Source organism: Rossellomorea oryzaecorticis (assembly GCF_045897515.1).
Lineage (GTDB): Bacteria > Bacillota > Bacilli > Bacillales > Bacillaceae_B > Rossellomorea > Rossellomorea enclensis.
The window spans coordinates 222584-239048 of the sequence record NZ_JBJOSA010000002.1 but is presented as its reverse complement, the minus strand read 5'-3'; the positions used below and the strand labels follow the sequence as shown (position 1 = coordinate 239048).

18 protein-coding genes are annotated in these 16465 nt (G+C 44.0%); all 18 read right to left on the bottom strand.

From position 1 onward, the window contains the following. Positions 1–45: 45 nt before the first annotated feature. The 18 genes from ylqF to fapR all read right to left on the bottom strand — a co-directional run bounded on the left by ylqF (position 46) and on the right by fapR (position 16450). On the bottom strand, positions 46–912 hold the full coding sequence (ylqF, locus tag ACKA06_RS03345) for a ribosome biogenesis GTPase YlqF (RefSeq protein WP_214874012.1): 867 nt from the start codon (positions 910–912) through the stop codon (positions 46–48). A gap of 30 nt (positions 913–942) precedes the next feature. Then, positions 943–1482 (bottom strand): signal peptidase I, encoded by a 540-nt coding sequence (gene lepB, locus ACKA06_RS03340; protein WP_058298734.1) that lies wholly within the window; start codon positions 1480–1482, stop codon positions 943–945. 238 nt (positions 1483–1720) lie between these two features. Further along, on the bottom strand, positions 1721–2065 hold the full coding sequence (rplS, locus tag ACKA06_RS03335; protein ID WP_032088854.1) for a 50S ribosomal protein L19: 345 nt from the start codon (positions 2063–2065) through the stop codon (positions 1721–1723). Between the two features lie 134 nt (positions 2066–2199). Further along, on the bottom strand, positions 2200–2934 hold the full coding sequence (gene trmD, locus ACKA06_RS03330; protein ID WP_214874195.1) for a tRNA (guanosine(37)-N1)-methyltransferase TrmD: 735 nt from the start codon (positions 2932–2934) through the stop codon (positions 2200–2202). Next, the gene (gene rimM, locus ACKA06_RS03325; RefSeq protein WP_032088856.1) at positions 2934–3452 is read right to left on the bottom strand and encodes a ribosome maturation factor RimM; all 519 of its coding nucleotides are present in this window, start codon (positions 3450–3452) and stop codon (positions 2934–2936) included. Before rimM ends, trmD begins: the two co-directional genes overlap by 1 nt. Before the next feature lie 17 nt (positions 3453–3469). Further along, positions 3470–3856 (bottom strand): YlqD family protein, encoded by a 387-nt coding sequence (locus ACKA06_RS03320; protein ID WP_214874011.1) that lies wholly within the window; start codon positions 3854–3856, stop codon positions 3470–3472. A gap of 168 nt (positions 3857–4024) precedes the next feature. Then, positions 4025–4258, bottom strand: coding sequence for a KH domain-containing protein (locus ACKA06_RS03315; protein ID WP_032088858.1), 234 nt, complete (start codon positions 4256–4258; stop codon positions 4025–4027). 12 nt (positions 4259–4270) lie between these two features. Then, positions 4271–4543, bottom strand: a complete 273-nt coding sequence (gene rpsP, locus ACKA06_RS03310) for a 30S ribosomal protein S16 (RefSeq protein WP_032088859.1) — start codon at positions 4541–4543, stop codon at positions 4271–4273. A gap of 118 nt (positions 4544–4661) precedes the next feature. Continuing rightward, a complete protein-coding gene (ffh, locus tag ACKA06_RS03305; protein WP_032088860.1) occupies positions 4662–6005 on the bottom strand; it encodes a signal recognition particle protein in 1344 nt (447 codons plus the stop codon). A gap of 12 nt (positions 6006–6017) precedes the next feature. After that, positions 6018–6350 carry a putative DNA-binding protein gene (locus tag ACKA06_RS03300; RefSeq protein WP_032088861.1) on the bottom strand — a complete coding sequence of 111 codons (333 nt, stop codon included), beginning with the start codon at positions 6348–6350 and terminating at the stop codon, positions 6018–6020. Between the two features lie 702 nt (positions 6351–7052). Continuing rightward, positions 7053–8042: a signal recognition particle-docking protein FtsY gene (gene ftsY / locus ACKA06_RS03295; RefSeq protein ID WP_411159005.1), complete on the bottom strand. Its 990-nt coding sequence runs from the start codon at positions 8040–8042 to the stop codon at positions 7053–7055. A gap of 17 nt (positions 8043–8059) precedes the next feature. Beyond that, positions 8060–11626 carry a chromosome segregation protein SMC gene (gene smc, locus ACKA06_RS03290; protein WP_214874009.1) on the bottom strand — a complete coding sequence of 1189 codons (3567 nt, stop codon included), beginning with the start codon at positions 11624–11626 and terminating at the stop codon, positions 8060–8062. Positions 11627–11637: 11 nt separating this feature from the next. Beyond that, positions 11638–12384 (bottom strand): ribonuclease III, encoded by a 747-nt coding sequence (gene rnc / locus ACKA06_RS03285; RefSeq protein ID WP_032088864.1) that lies wholly within the window; start codon positions 12382–12384, stop codon positions 11638–11640. Positions 12385–12852: 468 nt separating this feature from the next. Beyond that, on the bottom strand, positions 12853–13086 hold the full coding sequence (gene acpP, locus ACKA06_RS03280) for an acyl carrier protein (protein WP_032088865.1): 234 nt from the start codon (positions 13084–13086) through the stop codon (positions 12853–12855). Between the two features lie 105 nt (positions 13087–13191). Continuing rightward, positions 13192–13935: a 3-oxoacyl-[acyl-carrier-protein] reductase gene (gene fabG, locus ACKA06_RS03275; RefSeq protein ID WP_032088866.1), complete on the bottom strand. Its 744-nt coding sequence runs from the start codon at positions 13933–13935 to the stop codon at positions 13192–13194. Continuing rightward, entirely contained in the window at positions 13936–14880 is a 945-nt protein-coding gene (gene fabD, locus ACKA06_RS03270; RefSeq protein WP_198257768.1) for an ACP S-malonyltransferase, read from the bottom strand. Beyond that, positions 14873–15868, bottom strand: coding sequence for a phosphate acyltransferase PlsX (gene plsX / locus ACKA06_RS03265; protein WP_411159004.1), 996 nt, complete (start codon positions 15866–15868; stop codon positions 14873–14875). Before plsX ends, fabD begins: the two co-directional genes overlap by 8 nt. Next, positions 15869–16450 carry a transcription factor FapR gene (gene fapR / locus ACKA06_RS03260; protein ID WP_198257770.1) on the bottom strand — a complete coding sequence of 194 codons (582 nt, stop codon included), beginning with the start codon at positions 16448–16450 and terminating at the stop codon, positions 15869–15871. Positions 16451–16465: the final 15 nt, after the last annotated feature.

The window sequence follows — 16465 nt, the reverse complement described above, 5'->3', positions numbered from 1 at the left end:
AGGCTTCCAAAAAGAGCGTTCATCTCTTTAAAGAGCCTCTGTTTATTATATATCGCCACTTTCCAATTCTTTAATCATGTCAAACGTCATCGGACCAAGCTGAACATTCCTTATATCCCGGATGATGACTTCGGAAGTCTTGTCATAATCAACTTCTCCTCCAGCCATCAGGCATCCGCGCTTCTTACCGACTGCATCGAATTTCGCCAGGATCTCTTCGGGTATCTCATCAAGGCTGTAGCGATCTTTCAAGCGCTCAGGATAGTTGGCCTCAAGGAAATTCAATCCGAATAAAGCGATATCCTGTAAATTCAAAATCGTATCTTTTATTGCCCCTGTAAGAGCAAGTTTATAGCCTACACTTTCATCTTCAAATTTCGGCCACAATATTCCAGGGGTATCAAGAAGTTCGAGTTCCTTGCCCACTTTAATCCACTGCTGGGCTTTCGTCACCCCCGGGGTATTCCCTGTCTTGGCAATATTCTTTTTCGCCAGACGATTGATTAAAGTTGATTTACCGACATTGGGTATACCGACAATCATCGCTCTTATGGCACGCGGTCTCATACCGCGGGATTTCATGCGGTCAAACTTTTCTTTGAGTATATCTTTCGCTGACTGGACGATGGAATGAAGCCCTTTACCGCCCTGCGCGTTGACAGCAAGTGCTTTGATGCCCTGTTCCTCAAAATATGTAATCCACTGATCTGTTTTCACGGGATCGGCCATATCTGCTTTATTAAGCAGGACCAGACGCGGTTTCTGGCCTATGATTTCTTCAATCATGGGGTTCCTCGATGATAAAGGGATGCGTGCATCCACCAGTTCGATGACGATATCGACCAGCTTTAATTTCTCTGTTACCTGCCTGCGGGCTTTAGCCATATGTCCAGGAAACCATTGAATCGTCATATGACCACCTCCAAACTTACATTTTTACTATTATTCCACTATTCCTATATCTTTAACAGGCCAATAGATGAACTTGGTGTCGCCGATTACCTCTTCAAAAGGAACAGTCCCGATATGACGGCTGTCCTTGCTGAATCTCCGGTTATCACCCATTACGAAAATTTCGCCTTCCGGTACGGTTTCCCTGTCAATAATGTCCTTCAGGGAGAAATCTTCCGTTAAAGGCCCTTCGCTGACCTGATCTTTATATTCTTGCAAATAAGGTTCTTTAATAGCCTTGCCATTCACATATAATGTATCGTTTTTATACTCTATTTTATCTCCAGGAAGCCCTATCACACGTTTGATATAATCCTTGTGCTCCGGGGCATGAAAAACGACGATATCGAAACGGTCCGGATCACCAAGCTTGTTGACAATCATACGGTCCCCATTTTCCAAAGTAGGTGTCATAGATAAGCCGTCTACCACGATCGGTGCAAATAAAAAATATCTGATAATAGCTGCCAGACCCACCGCAATCAAGAGGGCTTTCATCCACTCCCACCATTCGTTTTTCTCTTTAACCAACACATCCACCACCCAATGTAATTTCCTATCTTTTTCTATTCTACTAGAAAATCCTTTTTTTCTCATTATAAAAGGTGGAATTACTCCATTAGCCCCAATCTTACAGTTTATCGATTGCAGACCGGATCTGTCCAGCAGGGTGCGCACCTGGCCCCCGTCGGACTCATCCCTTTAGATATGAGCGGTTAAACAAGAAGAAAAGGAGCTTGTCTCCAAGCTCCTTTTCAAACAATCTTGATTATCGAATTTCTTTAATACGAGCCGCTTTACCGCGAAGGTTACGCAAGTAGTAAAGTTTCGCACGACGGACTTTACCGCGACGAATAACTTCCAACTTAGCAATCTTAGGTGTGTGTACCGGGAAAGTACGTTCAACACCTACACCGTAAGAAATTTTACGAACAGTGAATGTTTCGCTGATACCGCCTCCGCGGCGTTTGATTACTACACCTTCGTATACCTGAATACGTTCACGAGTACCCTCAACGATGTTAACGTGTACACGTACTGTATCACCAGGACGGAAAGATGGTAGATCAGAGCGAAGCTGTTCTTTAGTAATATCTTCGATTAATTTGTGCATCTTATTCAACTCCTTCCAACAGATGCTCTTACAAAAGCGATGGATTGCAGCGGAACATCGGGATCAGTGATTTGAGGAATAGCCCTCAAGCCACAAAGAATATATTAACATACTGAATATCAGGATGCAATAGATTATCTAGACTTTTCCCATTCCTCTATCCATCGTTTTTGTTTTTCGGATAAAGTTTGGTTTTCCAATAGGTCAGGTCTTCTTTCAAATGTCCTCCTTAAGCTTTCTTTCTCTCTCCACTCTTCTATCAGGCGATGGTTGCCGGAGATCAGCTCAGGAGGGACTTTCATTCCCCTGAAATCAGCAGGACGCGTATAATGGGGATGCTCCAGAAGTCCGGATGAGAAGGAATCCTTCACAGGCGAATCTTCGTTACCCAGGACCCCCGGGAGAAGCCTGACGACACTGTCGATGACAACCATCGCGCCCAGCTCCCCGCCTGTCAGCACATAGTCTCCAATCGAAATCTCATCGGTGACGACATGTTCCCTGATTCTTTCATCATATCCCTCATAATGCCCGCAGATAAAAATGAGATGCTCTTCCTTCGCCAATTCCTCTGCTTTTGACTGAGTGTAACGCTCCCCCTGGGGACACATAAGTATGACACGCGGTTTTGATTCATTTTCATTCTTCAAGCTTTCCACCGCATCAAAGATCGGCTGAGGCTTGAGGACCATGCCTGCTCCGCCTCCATATGGATAATCATCAACCTGGCCATGTTTATTGTCAGCAAACCCGCGAAAATTGACCACATTATACGTAACAGCCTGCTTTTCATTGGCTTTTTTCAGAATAGACTCTCCAAATATACCCTCAAACATTGCAGGAAATAGTGATAATACATCAATTTTCATCATGAAAGAAGCCCTTCCATCGGTTCAATCAGGATCAATCCTTTTTCGAGATCGACTTCCTTGACCACATCCTCAATAAAAGGAATCAAGTGCTCTTTCCCTCTTTCCCCCTTCACGACCCATACATCGTTCGCTCCAGGACTCAGAATCTCCTTGACCGTCCCCAATTCTGTACCATCGCCGGTCACAACTTTGCAGCCGATGATTTCATGATAATAATACTCGCCTTCTTCAAGTGACTGCAGTTGATTTTCCTGTACCTTAAGTATACCTTCTTTGAATGCTTCAACCTGATTGATATCGTTATATCCCTCAAATGTCAGAAGGTCAAAATTTTTATGCGTCCTGTGTGAGGCGATAATTACCTCAATGGGCTCTTTTTTTTCGGGAAGGAAAAGATGAAGTGTGTTGCCTTTTTGATACCGCTCTTCAGGAAAGTCTGTACTGGATACCACTTTCAATTCTCCTTTGACACCGTGTGTATTCACAATTTTACCTACATTAAACCATTTTTCCATATTTCCACCTCTAGTTGTTACCGAATTTCTTTTATAATTCCATCTTCTACGATGATTGTTTTAGACAATGCCGCTTCATCCCAATTGTCACCAACTTGAATATCAATCATACCTTGAACTTCTTTTTCTTTCAATTCACTGCCGATCGGCAGGATGGCCAGCTGCTCCAGCTGAAAATCCAAAAGCTTGATCTTTTCAAGTTTTTCTTCCATTTCCTTTTGAAAATGCTGGCTGAGTTTTTGAGAAGGATATTTCTTCGCGCGTTCAATTTTTTTCCATTCAAATTGAAGCTGTTCATGTTCCCGCTTCAATTGGAACTTTTGGTCTTCATAGCGTTTGTTCAGGTCTTCTTTCGTTCTTAAAGTCAGCACTTGCTTCACGGTGATCGTATGTAAAATATTCAACTATCGTCCCTCCTTATTTCACCCCCAGAGATGTCTTGGTGAAAAGGGCTTATTCTTAGGGAGTCTCGTTTTGGATATGAAAAAAGGGACTGACTTGATAAGGCTTTATGAACCTTTTGGGTCAGTCCCCTGTTCTCCAAGTTAAAGTTGAAACGCATTGATCAGCGGTTATTCAACTATTTCCAAGAAGATTTTCTTCTGTTGTGAAGATCCTGCTGCAGCATATACCACAGTTCGAATCGATTTAGCTACTCTCCCCTGCTTCCCGATTACCTTTCCCATGTCCTCAGGATGCACGGACAACTTATAGGTTATTCCGTTTGAACCTTCTTCCATTTCGATACGGACATCTTCAGGACGGTCGACCAAGGGCTGCACAATCGTTAGAATAAGATCTTTCATCGATTTGATCGATTACTTGCTGTTCTTAGCATTGTGGAATTTTTCCATAATGCCTTGTTTTGAGAATAAGTTACGAACTGTGTCAGATGGTTTAGCACCATTTGAAAGCCATTTAAGAGCAAGCTCTTCATCGATTTTCACTTCAGCTGGCTTAGCAACCGGGTTGTAAGTTCCAACTGTTTCGATTTGACGTCCATCACGTGGTGAACGTGAATCTGCTACTACGATACGATAGAAAGGAGATTTTTTTGCTCCCATACGTTTTAATCTGATTTTTACTGCCATTATTAAAGCACCTCCGAATAGTTTCACACAAGTTAGTATGATATCAAATGTGTATTTTGTTTGTAAAGTGTTTTTTCTTAACAGTTCAATTTTTTTTGCAAAAATTGAACGGAATAGCCTACATAAATGGGAACTTCATCCCTTTTTTCTTCCCTTTTCCCTGCATGCCGCTCATTTGTTTCATCATTTTTTTCATGTCTTCAAACTGCTTCAGAAGACGGTTCACTTCCTGAATGGATGTACCGCTTCCTTTTGCAATCCGTTTACGGCGGCTTGCATTGATGGTTTCAGGATGAATCTTTTCATTCTTAGTCATCGATTGAATGATCGCTTCAACATGACTGATCTGCTTTTCATCGACCTGCAGCTTGTCCAGGCCTTTCATCTTGTTCGCTCCCGGCATCATTTTCAATAATTCATCGAGAGGACCCATCTGTCTTACCTGTCCCAGCTGGTCAAGGAAATCATCAAATGTGAAAGACATGGTACGCATCTTTTGTTCCAGTTCTTTGGCTTTTTCTTCATCGACATTAGCCTGTGCTTTTTCGATTAATGACAGGACATCACCCATGCCGAGGATCCTGGAAGCCATTCGTTCCGGATGGAAAGGTTCGAGTGCATCCATCTTCTCACCCATACCGACGAACTTGATCGGTTTTTGCGTGACTGAGCGGATCGATAAAGCCGCCCCGCCCCGGGTGTCACCATCAAGTTTGGTCAATACGACGCCGCTGATGCCAAGGGCATCGTCGAAACTTTGTGCCACATTGACAGCATCCTGACCTGTCATCGCATCGACAACGAGGAAAATTTCATCTGGAGTTGAAAGTTCCTTGATCTCCTTCAATTCTCCCATCAGGTTTTCGTCAATATGCAGACGGCCCGCGGTATCGATGAGTACATAATCATGATGCTCTTCTTTTGCTTTCTCGATCGCCTGCTTCGCAATTTCAACCGGACTAACTTGATCCCCCAAAGAGAAGACAGGCAGGCTTAACTGCTTTCCGACTGTCTCCAGCTGTTTGATGGCAGCCGGTCTGTAGATATCTGCCGCTACAAGAAGCGGTTTGCGATTATGTTTCTTCCGGAGCAGGTTTGCAAGTTTACCAGTGGTGGTCGTTTTACCGGCACCCTGCAGACCAACCATCATGATGACGGTAGGAGGCCTCTTAGCCACGGCAATCTGACTCTGTTCCCCGCCCATTAATTCAGTAAGCTCTTCCTGCACCACTTTGATGACCTGCTGGCCGGGCGTAAGACTTTTCATGACTTCCTGCCCTACAGCACGTTCGCTTACTTTCTTAACAAATTGCTTAACCACTTTAAAATTAACGTCCGCTTCGAGAAGCGCAAGACGAACTTCACGCATCATTTCTTTAACGTCCGCTTCAGAAATCTTTCCTTTTCCGCGGATTTTTTGAATTGTACCTTGCAGTCGGTCGGCTAAACCTTCAAATGCCATTCATGCCGCCTCCTAATCCAATATTTCAAGTTCATCAATGAGTTTCAGACAGACAGAAGAATCAATTGATGAGTCTTCTATACTTTTTCTTAATTGAGCAAGAATCTCGTTGCGTTCTTGAAACTTCTTAAATAATAAAAGCTTTTCTTCATATTCCTCCAGCATCGCTTCCGTACGTTTGATGTTATCATAGACAGCTTGTCTTGAAACCCCGTATTCTTCAGCGATTTCACCCAGTGAGAAGTCGTCCAGGTAATAGAGGGACATGTAGCTTCTTTGCTTTGGGGTTAACAAAGATTGATAAAAGTCGTAGAGATAGTTCATTCTCGTTGTTTTCTCTAACACGATATCCCTCCTTGTTAAGTGAAAAACCTTTACATATGAAGAATACAGATTCTGCGCGTTTTTGTCAAGGTTTCGGACTATATTTTTGAATTGTTTTATTTTAATTAGTCTTCTAAACACCGCTAATGATTCCCGTGCAAAACTTCGCTTTCAGCGGTTGGTGAGCCTCCTCGGCTTTGCCTGCGGGTTAGAAAAGTGGAAGGGCGTTGGTCAGAGGCGGGTGGCATAAGGCGAGCTAGCCGGAAAGGCGCTCTTTGCCTTTTTGGCTTGCTTGACTTATGACCTCGAGCCTCTAGCCGCCGTAGCTAGACAAGTCTCACCTAACACGCTTTTCCCGCAGGAGTCTACATTTTGCACTCCAATCAATCGCTGGAAGCGGTTTTGAATATGATAAATTTTCACAGTTTCATCCTGAATAATGGATTGCAACTTATATTAGTTTTAGCTTGTGACCTCGAGGGACCAGCCGCAGGGGACTGAGCAAATAAAAAATCCGACGGGCTTCCTAAAAGTCGTATGGCCGAGTTGACTTATGACATGCGCCTCTATGCATAGCAAGAAAGTTTTCTAAAAACTATACTTACGGAGTCTTCGTCTCGAAATTCAATCAACAGCTAAGAGAAATATAGATGCATGGAATCTACCAACAAAATACTGACACAAAGAAAAGCAGCTTTAGTATCAGCTGCTTTTCTCTGAATTTTATTCTTCTTCGTTATCAACAAGGTTTGAAAATAGGCCGTATACATACTTTTCTGCGTCGAATGGCTGGAGGTCGTCCATTTTTTCTCCGAGGCCGACGTATTTAACCGGCACGTTGAGTTCGTTGCGGATGGCCAGGACGATTCCGCCTTTTGCCGTTCCGTCTAGCTTTGTAAGGACTATCCCTGAAACATCTGTAGCTTCCTTGAATGTCTTGGCCTGGATCATGGCATTCTGGCCCGTGGTCGCATCAAGGACAAGCAGGACTTCATGGGGTGCACCCGGCACTTCCCTTTCAATGACCCGCTTCACTTTTTCCAGCTCTTTCATCAAGTTAACTTTGTTTTGCAGTCGTCCGGCCGTATCACAGATCAGAACATCCGCTTTTTTGGCCTTGGCCGATTGAACGGCATCGAACATGACCGCTGCAGGGTCACTTCCGGCAGCCTGTTTAATGACAGGCACCCCGACTCTTTCGCCCCAGACTTCCAATTGTTCGATCGCTCCGGCTCGGAAGGTATCGCCAGCTGCAAGGACCACATTCTTTCCTTCCCTCTTGAGCATATGAGCCATTTTTCCGATCGTTGTGGTTTTACCCACACCGTTCACTCCGACAAACAAAATGACAGTAAGCTCATTCTCCTGGATATTCAATGAACTATCATCATCATTATCTCCGTGATAGATTTCAACCAGCTTCTCCGAAATTACCGGTTGGATCTCTTCGGTATCCTGGATGTTCCGCCGCTTCACTTCCATTTTCAACTCATCTACCAGTTCCATTACAGTGTCGAAGCCGGCATCCGCCCCGATTAAAATTTCTTCCAGCTCTTCGAAGAAGTCTTCGTCCACTTTACGGTAACGGGCCACAAGATCGTTCACTTTGGAAGTAAAGTTATTACGGGTTTTGCTCAGACCGTCTTTAAATTTTTCTGTTACATTATCACTTGATTGAGAGAATTTATCTTTAAGTTTTTTAAAAAAGCTCATTTGTAACACCTCGCCTATTAAGTTTCAAGTAATTCATGTGTCTCCTGCAGCCTTACGGATACAAGCTTGGATACACCGGACTCCTGCATCGTCACCCCATATAGGACATGCGCTTCTTCCATGGTCCCTTTACGGTGGGTGATGACAATAAATTGAGTATCGTCACTGAACTTCTTCAGGTACTGGCTGAATCGCTGAACATTCGCTTCATCGAGCGCTGCTTCAACTTCATCCAAAATACAGAAAGGCACAGGACGGATTTTCAGAATCGAGAACAAGAGAGCAATCGCAGTCAATGCTCTTTCCCCTCCGGACATAAGGCCGAGGTTCTGAAGTTTCTTACCCGGAGGTTGTGCGACAATATCAACACCCGTATGAAGGAGATCTGACGGATCCGTCAGTTTCAGCTCCGCACGCCCCCCTCCAAAGAGTTCTCTGAAGACTCCCTCGAATTCTACCTGGATTGCAGAAAAAGTGTGGTCGAAACGCCTGATCATCTCTGTATCCATCTCATTGATGACCTGATACAGAGTGTCTTTCGCTTCGGTCAAATCTTCCTTCTGCTCCAAAAGGAAATCATACCTCTCCTTTACACGGTCATATTCATCGATCGCACCGATATTCACCGTACCAAGCTCTTCAAGAGCCAATTTGACAAGCTTTACTTTCTTGCGCGCTTCTTCCACCTCGATTGTAAGCGGATAATCATTCTTTGCAGCTTCAAATGAAAGCATATACTCATCTCTTAAATGATCCAGACGGTTTTCCAGCTCTACATCAAGACGGTTAATTTTAACTTCTTCATCTTTAAGCGCAGTCACAAGTCCTTTGTGCTGACGCTTCAATTCTTTCAAATCGAGCTCTTCACTTTCGACAGCTTGCTGGAGTTTTAACCGTTCATCACGGCGCATGGATATAAGTTCCGTCGTCTCGGCTTTATGCACGGCACATCTTTCTGCCTCTTCCACCAGCTGATTTTCGCCGGAAAAATTGTCCTTCATTTCTGTCTGGAGCCACTGAAGATCATCTTTTAATGCATTAATCCTTTTTTCAGTATCAGCTGAATTTCCTTTTACACGCTCCAGTTGATTCCTTGTATTGACGAGCTGTTCATTTCGGGCAGCCAACACTGCTTTTAAATCGCTTATTTCAGACGAGATCGCATCTTTGGACGTACGATCTGAATTCTTTTGAAGCGTCAAGTCTTCAATTCTTTCATCCAGTTCTTTTATATCAATTTGGATTTCATTTAGGAAATCCTTTAATTCCTTTGTTCTGGAGTCATGCTTTTCTTTGACAGATGTATAGTCTTTTTTCTCGAGATCGTAAAGAGACAATCGTTCATCCATATTTTGCCTGGACATTTCATTTTCCCTTAATTGAGAGAGAAGTTCCTGCTCTTTTAAACGCTGACGCTCACCTGATATTCTCATTTCCTCAAGCTTCTTTTCTCTGAAAGAACTCTCTTCCTTCAAGGATTTCACTTGTGTTTGAAGCTCTTCCGTCTGCGTTTCCATTACCGATAGCTTCTCTTTCATTTCTTCCAATTCGCCTTTTCTCGAAAGAAGGGAGTTCTTTTTTTGCTTTACGGTCCCCCCGCTCATCGATCCTCCAGGGTTGACAACATCCCCTTCCAGCGTGACAAGCCGGTAGCGGTACTGAACCAGTTTGGCAATCTCATTTGCTCCTTTTAGATCTTTTGTGACCAGGACATTACCAAGCAAATTAGACATAATTGTCCCAAACCTTGAATCATAACCAATGAGTTCCGAGCCGACCCCAACAAACGAGGGATGCCCTTTTAACATAGCGAGCTGACTTTCAGGAACTGATTTTCCTTTAATGACATTCATCGGAAGGAAAGTCGCGCGTCCGTATTGGTTTTTCTTCAAGTAACCGATGGCTTTGCGGCCGTCTTCTTCAGTTGCAGTTACGATATGCTGCATGGACGCCGCCAGCGCTGTTTCCATCGCGGTTTCATATTGCTTCGGCACCTGGATCAATTCTGCTACCGCACCTTCTATTCCAGTCAGGACGCCATCACGGGCTTTCAATACTTCTTTTACTCCCTGGAAGAAACCGGAGTAATCATCCTCCATCTCTTCAAGCATTTCTTTCCGTGATTTGGCCTGCTGTAGGTACTGATATGCCTGATAGAGTGTTTTTTCCTGTTTTTCATACTTCGCTTTAACGGATTCCAGCTTCTTTTTCTCTTCTCTGAATAAAAGGATATGTTCATCTAACTTTTCTTTTTGAATCTGCAATTCCTTCGCTAATTCTTTATGAATTTTCTCAAGTTCGTCTCTCTGTTGAACATACTTTTCATTTTCGGCTTCTAATCGCCCGCTTCTGCTTGACTGCTGCTCAAGCTGCTGCTGAAGATACTGAATTTCATTTTTGGCAGAGGCCTGCTGATTCAACTTTTCAATATAATCGCTTTTCAAGGACTCAATGATTTCTTCGATGTTTTCGCTGTAGTGTTTGAGCTGGCTCTGCTTCAAAGTCAGCTGCTGTTTAAGGCCGGAGACTTCACTTTCAACTTCTTTGAAACTCTCCACCAATTCTTTTTTCTCCAGGGTTAGTCGTTCCAATTGTTCTTGTGTCTCAACAATCGATTGTTTTAGTTGAGTTTCATTGGAAGAAGAATTTTTCTTGCGTTCGATCAGGACCTGTTTCCTTCCCTCCAGCTTTTCCAGTTCTTCACTTGTTGAAAGCAAAATCTCCTGAAGGCCAGTGATCGATTCATCCAGCGCCGCAATTTTATCGCGGGTTTGGGCAAGGCTTGCTTCCTTTTTCTGTACACGTGAAGAAAGCGCAAGCTCCTCATTTCCGTGTCTCTCGAAATCCACACTAAGACTTTCCCACTGTTTATGTAAATCCTCGATATCATGGACGGTAAGTGCCACTTCGAATTTCTCAAGTTCCTCTTTCTTTTCCAGATAATCCTTTGCCATCGAAGCCTGGATTTTCAACGGCTCCACTTGGCCCTCCAGTTCATGAAGGATATCATTTACACGATTCAGGTTTTCCTGTGTTTCAAACAGCTTCGATTCAGCTTTCTTCTTTCTTGATTTATATTTCAACACACCGGCAGCTTCTTCAAAGATGGTTCTTCTTTCTTCCGGCTTACTATTTAATATTTCTTCCACTTTCCCCTGACTGATGATGGAAAATGCTTCTTTTCCAAGCCCGGAGTCCATAAATAACTCGATGATATCCTTAAGCCTGCATGGCTGCTTGTTCAAGAGATATTCGCTGTCACCTGAACGGAAAACCCTTCTAGTCACGCTTACTTCGCTGTAATCGATCGGGAGTGCCCCGTCCTCATTATCAAGCACCAGTGTGACTTCAGCTATATTCAGTGCTTTTCTTGAGTCACTCCCTGCAAAGATCACGTCTTCCATCTTTGATCCGCGGAGGCTTTTGGCAGACTGTTCTCCCAAAACCCAGCGGATCGCGTCGATGATATTACTCTTTCCGCTTCCGTTCGGTCCGACCACTGCCGTGACACCCGGTACGAATTCTACCGATATTCTTTCTGCAAAAGACTTAAACCCCATTACTTCCAGTTGTTTGAGGAACATCTTCTTTCCCCCTATTTTACGTCTAGCTTTTGTTTTAGCATTTCAAGCGCTTTTTGAGCAGCCTGCTGCTCCGCTTCTTTTTTTGAGCGGCCTTTCCCTATCCCCAGTTCCTGGTCATTAAGACAGACACGGGATATGAATTGCCGATTATGTGCGGGGCCGCTTTCTTCGAGGATCCCGTATTCAATCATGCCTGCATTCCCTCTTTGTACGAATTCCTGCAGTTGGCTTTTATAATCCATCACATGAGAAAAAGCACCGATATTTATTTTAGGATAGACAACTTTTTCAAGAACGCCGATTACAGTATCAAGGCCCTGGTCAAGGTAAACCGCCCCGATGAATGCCTCAAAAACATCAGCAAGCAGTGCCGGTCTTTCCCTTCCGCCGGTCATCTCTTCTCCCTTGCCTAAGAGGATCAACTCACCGAAGTTCATTTCTGTTGAAAATTTCACCAATGAGGGTTCGCAAACAATGGCGGCCCTCAGCTTGGTTAATTCACCTTCTGACATCATCGGGTATTTTTTGAAGAGGAATTGGGATACGGTCAATTCCAGCACCGCATCGCCAAGAAACTCAAGGCGTTCGTTGTCTTCATAAGGTTTTCTGCGATGCTCATTCACATAGGATGAATGAGTAAATGCCTGTTTCAGAAGTTTTTCATCCTGAAATTTAATTCCGATTTCTTCTTGGAATTTCTTGAATTTCAGCTCGTTTTTTTGTTTTGACATTCCTTTGTTTCTACTATGCTTTCGCATAAAGCACTCCACCTTGCTCTATAGGTTCTCAAATATACACTTATCAAGTTTATGATAAATAAAACAAATAATCAAAAGTTAATTTAAATCAACAGTTCTCTTAATTGCCGATGTTGATTTCCGTGCAAGACTTCGCTTTCCGCGGGCAGCCCGTGAGCCTCCTCACTCGTTCCCATGGTATAACTGTCTAGCTGCAGGACTTAGAGGCACATGTCATAAGCCAAACCGACCAAGAAGGCAAAGAACGCCTTCTAGGCCGATTCGTCTTATGCCACACGCCTCTGAGCAAAGCCCTTCCGCTTCTCTGATAGGAGTCTTCGTCTTGCACTCCAATCAACAGCTGGATACACTTTATTACTAAAAAACTTTATTGCTCGCAAACAATGAGATCTGATTAAAGACAAAAAACTTGGCAGAGGAATTCTGCCAAGTTTGAAATGGTTGAATGGCCTGCATTCAACTGAACGATTATGCGTTTGCTTTTATGTAGTTCACAGCGTCACCCACTGTGCCAATTTTCTCAGCATCATCGTCAGAAATTTCCATGTCGAATTCATCTTCAAGTTCCATAACAAGCTCAACTACATCTAGGGAGTCAGCTCCTAAATCCTCTTTGAAAGAAGCTTCAAGAGTTACTTGAGATTCATCTACACCAAGACGATCAACAATGATTTTTGTTACACGATCTAATACTTCTGCCATTTTTGTCACCTCCCCTCAAGGTATTATAGAGTATTTCCACCCGGAATGAAAAGCATATCCGCGGAATTTAATCATTTTCCTGATTTTGCATTGGCACAAATCGGGTTACATCACCATTCCGCCGTCAACATGAAGGGTCTGTCCGGTCATGTAAGAAGATGCATCCGAGGCAATGAAGCTTACTACTCCGGCTATATCCTTGGGATCTCCCATGCGATTCAATGGTATCTGTTTCAACATTTCACTGCGTACATCTTCAGGCAGCTCATCGGTCATGTCTGTTGAAATAAAGCCGGGCGCAACTGCATTCACCGTGATTCCACGCGGCGCCAGTTCCTTGGCAGCGGTTTTCGTCAAACCGATGACACCTGACTTGGCAGCCACATAGTTCGCTTGCCCTGGATTACCGCTCACCCCTACAATAGATGAGATGTTAATGATGCGTCCGCTTCTTTGTTTCATCATCTGGCGGGTTGCCGCCTTGGTACAAAGGAACACACCTTTCAGGTTTATATTGATAACGTCATCCCATTCACTTTCTTTCATGCGCATCAATAAATTATCTTTCGTAATTCCTGCATTGTTCACCAGGATGTCCAGTGACCCGAACTGGCTGATGGTTTCTTTCACCATGGTTTGGACAGACTCACCGTCAGCTACATTGCACTGAACGGCAAAAGCTTCTCCGCCCATGCTTTTTATTTCATCGACCACTTCATTTGCCTTCGCTTCACTGCCTGAATAATTGACGGCAACCTTGGCACCTTCACGGGCAAGCTCCAGCGCGATTTCTCTTCCGATCCCCCTGGATGCACCTGTAACAAGTGCCGCTTTTCCTTCCAACTTCATTTACGCTTCCTCCTTTAACTTTGCAATCGTTTCAGTCAAGGAAGCCTCATCCTGGACCGCGTAAGTTTTAACCCTGCGATTCACTTTTTTGATGAGACCTGATAATACTTTACCCGAACCAATTTCAATAAAAGTATCCACACCAAGTTCCAATAACTTTTCAACCGTATCTTCCCATAGCACCGGGGAGTACAGCTGTTCAATCAGCAAACGCTTGATCTCTTCTGCTTCTGACACAGGCGATGCCGTAACGTTCGCGATAACAGGCTTATCTGCATGATGGATTTCAATCGAATCTAAGATTGAAATGAATTTTTCAGCGGCCGGCTTCATTAATTCTGAGTGAAAAGGTCCGCTCACTTGAAGAGGGATGACCCTTTTGGCACCTTCTTCTTTTGCACGTGCCGAAGCGGCTTCCACTCCTTTTACAGTCCCTGAAATCACAATCTGTCCCGGACAATTGAGATTGGCGAGTCCAACAGAATGACCTTCTTCAGTTACGGAGTTCGTGATTGATTTTAACACATCTCTGTCCATGCCAAGAACTGCAGCCATCGTACCTTGACCGCTCGGAACGGCTTCTTCCATGAATTCCCCTCTTTTTCTCACTGCGTAAACTGCGTCTTCGAAAGAAAGGGAACCGGCTGCAACCAGTGCAGAATATTCACCAAGACTGTGGCCTGCTGTATAATCGGCTGTGATTCCTTCTGATTTCAGCCTGTCCAGTATCGCCACGCTTGTTGTCAGTAATGCCGGCTGAGCATTCGTCGTTTGAGTCAATTCTTCCTGAGGTCCCTCAAAGATAATAGAGGAAAGGTCATCCCCAAGCTTTTCATCCGCTCTTTTGAAGTAACCTCCAACCTCTGGATACTTTTCGGCCAGTTCCTTCCCCATTCCGACTGTCTGAGAGCCCTGACCCGGGAAAACAAATGCGATTTTACTCATGTGCTTCTCCTCCTTTTACAGCTTCCTTGATTGTATTTGAAACGTCCTTCTTTACCATATCCCTTGCTTGTCTCATCGCATTGAACAGAGCAACTTCATTTGAAGAACCGTGGGCTTTGATGACAGGGGCTTTTAAACCGAATAAACCGGCTCCGCCATATTCTGTATAATCAAGCATGCCTTTCAGTTCCTTCAAATCATTTTTCACAAGACCGGCAGCGATTTTATTCTTAATGGAAGAAGTAAGCGTCTTTTTAAGCAGGGAAAAAATCGAAAGGGCGGTGCCTTCAATTGTTTTCAGTACCATATTCCCCGTGAAACCGTCGGTGACCACCACATCTGCGGCACCTTCCAATAGATCCCTTGATTCGACATTTCCAATAAAATTAACAGGAGCAGCCTTCATCAAACTGAACGCTTTCTTCGTCAGCTCGTTCCCCTTCTTATCTTCAGTCCCGATATTTAACAGGCCGACCCGCGGCTGTTCAATGCCTCTTACTTTTTCAGCGTAGATACTTCCCATTATGGCGTATTGAGCCAAGTGTTCAGGCTTTGCGTCCACATTCGCCCCCAAATCAAGCATCAGGAAGCCTTTCCCGTCAAGCGTCGGAAGGGTCGGGGCAAGGGCAGGACGGTCAATTCCATCTATCCTTCCCACAATGAATAATCCGGCTGTCATCAGCGCGCCTGTATTCCCTGCGGAAATGCACGCATCAGCCTCCCCGTTTTTTACAGCCTGTGCCATCAAGACCATCGATGAATTCTTCTTTCTTTTTACTGCTCGCACAGGTTCATCCGTGCCTTCGATCACTTCATCTGTATGTACGATCGTCAATCGCTTATGTGAAGGCAGCCACTCTTTGATTTTATTTTCATCACCGTAAAGGAGAACTTCAATATCCTGAAATTCTTCCAGGGCCTTCTTTACACCGAGGACGATTTCCTTAGGAGCATGATCTCCGCCCATTGCATCAACGGCTAACTTCATCTATGCTTCATCCTTTTCTGATTTTTTGGAACGGTACATCTCGAAGTCACCCCTGAAAACGAGCTCTCCTCCGACATAACTTTGTACCTCTACCATTGTACGATCTTTTTCATCTTTAATATGTAAGACCTTTGCTTTCGCCACCACTCTTTCGCCTTCTTTAACAGGGCGGGTAAACCGGATAGTGGACTTGGCCGTCAAAGCAAGTTCATCATTTATGACTGCAACTGCAAGGGAATTTGCCTGTGCGAACAGGTGATGTCCCCTTGCAATTCTATTCCGTACAAAGACATGTTCAGTCTTCACATCGAAAATAGATATTGCACTTTCATCCAATTCTATATCAATTATTTCCCCAATGACCTCTTCAATAGGAAGGGACTTCACTTCATCTTCAAAAGATTTCTCTGCAACGTTCTTAATGCGTTCACGAAGTTCGGGTATAGAGAGTTCCATCCTGTCAAGACGGATGGTCTGAACACTGACACCGAATCTATCCGCCAATTCTTCATCAGTTATAAACGGATTTTCTTTAATTGTTTCTAATAGGTTCGCTTGTCTTTCTTTTTTCGAAAGTCTCATTTTTCAACACCGTCC